The 4,295-nt window shown below is 71.5% G+C and carries 5 protein-coding genes; 2 read left to right on the forward strand and 3 right to left on the reverse strand.

The features are described from left to right. Positions 1 to 165: 165 nt before the first annotated feature. Together pcaG and pcaH are read right to left on the reverse strand one after the other, a co-directional pair. Positions 166 to 720 carry a protocatechuate 3,4-dioxygenase subunit alpha gene (gene pcaG / locus VJR25_RS11015; RefSeq protein ID WP_324115016.1) on the reverse strand — a complete coding sequence of 185 codons (555 nt, stop codon included), beginning with the start codon at positions 718 to 720 and terminating at the stop codon, positions 166 to 168. Next, positions 720 to 1,484 carry a protocatechuate 3,4-dioxygenase subunit beta gene (gene pcaH / locus VJR25_RS11020; protein WP_324115020.1) on the reverse strand — a complete coding sequence of 255 codons (765 nt, stop codon included), beginning with the start codon at positions 1,482 to 1,484 and terminating at the stop codon, positions 720 to 722. Before pcaH ends, pcaG begins: the two co-directional genes overlap by 1 nt. Before the next feature lie 219 nt (positions 1,485 to 1,703). Between pcaH and VJR25_RS11025 the strand changes: the two genes are divergently transcribed. After that, entirely contained in the window at positions 1,704 to 2,456 is a 753-nt protein-coding gene (locus VJR25_RS11025; protein ID WP_324115017.1) for an IclR family transcriptional regulator, read from the forward strand. Between the two features lie 80 nt (positions 2,457 to 2,536). After that, on the forward strand, positions 2,537 to 3,715 hold the full coding sequence (locus VJR25_RS11030; protein ID WP_324115018.1) for a 4-hydroxybenzoate 3-monooxygenase: 1,179 nt from the start codon (positions 2,537 to 2,539) through the stop codon (positions 3,713 to 3,715). Positions 3,716 to 3,737: 22 nt separating this feature from the next. On the opposite strand, the gene VJR25_RS11035 is transcribed toward VJR25_RS11030, so the two are convergent. Continuing rightward, the coding region (locus VJR25_RS11035) for an MFS transporter (protein ID WP_324115019.1) at positions 3,738 to 4,295 on the reverse strand (558 nt) is incomplete at its 5' end.

A 4,295-nucleotide genomic window follows, 5' to 3' on the forward strand; every position in this document is an offset into this window, starting at 1 on the left:
TCGCCCGCGGCCGCGACCGCCTCGTCCGGCGCCAGCCCGAGGTCGCCGTACGCGCGCACCAGCGCGACCTCGGCGCCCACCAGAGCGTCGAGCACGGCCCGGTCGGACACCAGCTCGTCGTGACCGACCGTCGCGGGCGACAGCAAGCCGCCGTCGAAGATCGCGTCAGAAGACAAGGAACACCGTCTCCCCGTCACCCTGCAGCCGGATGTCGTGCCGCAGTCCGCCACCTGCGGTTCGGGTGGCGACGAGCGTCGCCCGCTCCTCGGGGGAGAGGGTCTGCAGCAGCGGGTCGGCGGCGAGCGCGGCTTCATCCTCGGGCAGGTAGATGCGGGTGTGCAGCTTGTCCGGCAGGCCGCGTGCGTAGACGATGCAGGCGTAGAACGGGGCGGCGGCACCCGATGCCCCGGCATCCCTGGTCCAGAACTCGAAGTGGCCGTCGTCGTCGGTGAACGAACGTCCGAACCCGGTGTACGTGTGGTCGTCGCGGCGGAACGCGCCCCGTGCCCGCGAGATCGTGCCGTCGGTGTCGGGAGCCCAGATCTCGATCATGGCGTCGGGGATGGGAGCGCCCGCGCCGTCGTAGACGGTGCCGCCGAGGACGATCGCGCCGGGGCTGTGCGGGTGCACCACCTGGTGCATCTTCGGGTACTCGGTGCCGTAGGCGAAGAACGGGCCGACGGTCTGACCGGGCGTCTTCGGCAGCGTGCGGTCGCCCATCAGTGCTCCCCCTCCTCGGGCTCGGTCCAGGTGGCATCCGGCCCGTCGATCACGATGTCCCAGCGGTAGCCCATCGAGAACTCGGGCACCGTGAGTCCGTGGTCGTAGTCGGCGATCAGCCGGTCGCGATCCTGCTGCCGGCGGATCGAGTTGTAGATCGGATCGAGCGCGAACAGCGGGTCGCCGGGGAAGTACATCTGGGTCACGATGCGCTGCGTGAACGCGTTGCCGAACACCGAGAAGTGGATGTGCGCGGGCCGCCACGCGTTGACGTGGTTCTTCCACGGGTACGGCCCGGGCTTGATCGTGGTGAACCGGTAGCGGCCGTCGTCGTCGGTGATGACGCGGCCCGCGCCGGTGAAGTTCGGGTCGAGCGGGGCGGGATGCTGGTCGCGCTGATGGATGTAGCGGCCCGCGGAGTTCGCCTGCCAGATCTCGATGAGCTGGTTGCGCACCGGACGCCCCCACGAGTCGAGCAGACGCCCCTGCACCGTGATGCGCTCGCCGAGCGGCTCGCCGGCGTGCTGCAGCGTGAGGTCCGACTCGATCGCGGCGACGTCGCGCTGCCCGAAGGCGGGCGACAGCAGCTCGATCGTCTCGGGGTCGACGAGCTTGGGGTTCTTGGTGGGGTGGCGCAGCAGACTGGACCGGTACGGCGCGAAGTCGTGCATCGTCGCGGGCAGGTGCTCGCCGGCCGCCTCACGGCGCTCGTACGCCGCGTGCAGGTCGCGGATCTCCTGGGTGATCTGCGCCTGCGACGGCATGTCCGGCGAGGCGAGCAGCGACTCGGGGGCCGCAGGCGTGGGTGCGTCGGCATCGACTGGGCCCACGCCCCGGGAGGCTCCGCGCGACGCGCCAGCGGTGTGTGGAGACGGGGTGGGGATCATGAGGTGCTCCTTCGACGACAACCAGGATGCCTCGCCCGTCCGACGTTCGCGCGGTTTTCTCACTCAATGGGAACGAAAAGTGGCATCCTGAGACGCATGGCCAACTCCCCGTCCGGCGAATCGGTGACCGACCGCCTGCTGCGCGTGCTCGAGACGTTCACCCCGACGCGCACCGTGCAGACCGCCACCGAGATCGGACGGCGGGCGGGATTGCCGAGTGCCACCGCGCACCGGATGGTGGGCGAGCTGGTGGACGCCGGACTGCTCGAGCGCGACGACGACCGGCGCATCCGCATCGGGATGCGCCTGTGGGAGCTGGCCACCCGCTCCTCCCACGCGCTGCGCCTGCGGCAGGCGGCGATGCCGCACATGGAGCGCGTACAGGCGCGCATCGGCGAGCACACGCAACTGGCGATCCTCGAGCAGGACGAGGCCCTGTTCCTGGAGCGCCTGTCGAGCCCCGGCTCCGGCTCGAACGTGACGCGCGTCGCCGGGCGCCTGCCGCTGCACGCGTCGAGCTCGGGGCTCGTGCTGCTCGCGTTCGGGTCGCTGTCGCTGCAGGAGCGGGTGCTGTCGGCCCCGCTGCGCCGCCTCGCGCCCGAGACGATCACCGACCCCGCCGCGCTGCGGCGCAAGCTCGCCGAGGTGCGACGCGTGGGGCACGCCGTCGCGCCCGGGTCGATCGAGGCCGTGTCGACGGGCGTCGCCGTGCCGGTGCGCGACGAGACCGGCGGTGTGATCGCGGCGCTGTCCGCGGTGCTCCCCCGCGACGCCCAGGTCGAGATCGCCCTGTTCGAGCTGTACCACGCGGCCCGCGAGACCGGCCGGGCCCTCGGCTACCGCGGCTAGCGGTCATTGAGCGAGCACGGTTTCCCGTTCAACGGGACCGCACCTCACACCGCCCGGCTGCGGCGTCCACAATGATCGGCATGACCACTGACGTTCGCACCCCTGTCGCCATCGTGGGCGCCGGGCCCGCCGGCCTGCTGCTGTCGCATCTGCTGCAGGCATCCGGAATCGACTCCATCGTCTTCGACAGCCGCTCTCGCGACGAGATCGAGCACACGGTCCGCGCCGGCATCCTCGAGCAGGGCACCGTCGACCTGCTCGCCGAGTCCGGGGCGTCCCACCGCGTCCGCGAGCACGCCTCGCGCCACGACGGCATCGAACTGCGCTTCGACGGCGCGGGCCACCGCATCGACTTCGCCGATCTCGTCGGCCGCGGCGTGTGGCTGTACCCGCAGCACGAGGTGCTCAAGGACCTCATCGCCGCCCGCCTCGACGCCGGGCAGGACATCCGCTTCGAGACCACCGTCGACCGGGTGACGGATGCCGCGACCACCCGGCCGCACATCCATGCCACCGCCGCCGACGGCACCGTGCTCGATGTGACCGCGGACGTGGTGGTCGGCGCCGACGGCTCGCACAGCGTCGTCCGCCGCACGGTCAGCCCCGACGGGGGTTACTTCCGCGAGTACCCGTTCGCCTGGTTCGGCATCCTCTGCGAGGCACCGCCGAGCGCGGACGAGCTCATCTATTCGACGACGGATGCCGGCTTCGCCCTCATCAGCCAGCGCAGCGCCACGATGCAGCGCATGTACTTCCAGTGCGACCCCGAGGCCGACCCGGAGGCGCCGAGCGAGAGCGAGATCTGGGACATCCTGCAGTCCCGCGTGCCGGGCACGACGCTCAACGAGGGTCCGATCTTCCAGCGCGACGTGCTGCGGTTCCGCAGCTTCGTGGCCCGCGAGCTGCGCGCCGGGCGCGTGGTGCTGGCGGGGGATGCCGCCCACACCGTGCCGCCCACCGGCGCGAAGGGCATGAACCTCGCCGTCGCCGACATCGTGCTGCTGCACCAGGCGATCGACGCCCTGCTGAACCACGGCGACGAGAGCCTGCTGGAGCGCTACCCGGAGGTGGCGGCCGCCCGCATCTGGAAGGCGCAGCACTTCTCGTGGTGGATGACCAGCATGCTGCACAGCGCGCCGGATGCCTCCGAGTTCGACGACCGTCGCCGCCACGGCGAGCTGCGGTCGGTGGTGCAGTCGCGCGCCGGGCGCACGTACCTCGCCGAGGCGTACACCGGCTGGCCGCTCGCGACCTTCTGAGCCCGACCCGGGAGGTGCGCGGTCAGCGGGTTTCGACCTCGACGCCGCGGCTGAGCAGGCGGGATGCCACGAGCCCCGCGGTCATGAACACGGCCAGGGCGACGATGAGCACGACTTCGGGGAGCACCCAGGCGCCGGTCGCCTGGTGCAGGGCGCCGAGCAGCAGCGGACCCGCCGCGGCGACCGCGTAGCCGGTGCCCTGCACGATGCCGGAGCGCTCCGCGAGCACGTGCTCGGTGCCGCCGAAGCCGTTGATGAGCACGAAGACGATCGTGAGGCCGGCTCCCTGGGCGAGGCCGCCCAGCACGCACCACACGATCCAGGCGTGCGGCAGCAGCAGGAACCCGAACGGCACCGTCAGCCAGAACGCGCCGCCGAGGATGAGGACGAACCGCACCGACAGCCGCGTGACCACAAGGGGGGTGACGAAGCTGCCGATGATGCCGCAGACCTGGAAGATCGCGGCGATCACGCCCGCGATCGAGTCGTTGTAGCCGAGGTCGGCGACGATCGAGGGCAGCCAGGCCGTGGCCGCGTAGAACGAGAACGACTGGCCGCCGAAGGCGGCCGCCATCAGCCA

The organism is Microbacterium sp. (genome assembly GCF_035277845.1).
Classification (GTDB): Bacteria; Actinomycetota; Actinomycetes; order Actinomycetales; family Microbacteriaceae; genus Microbacterium.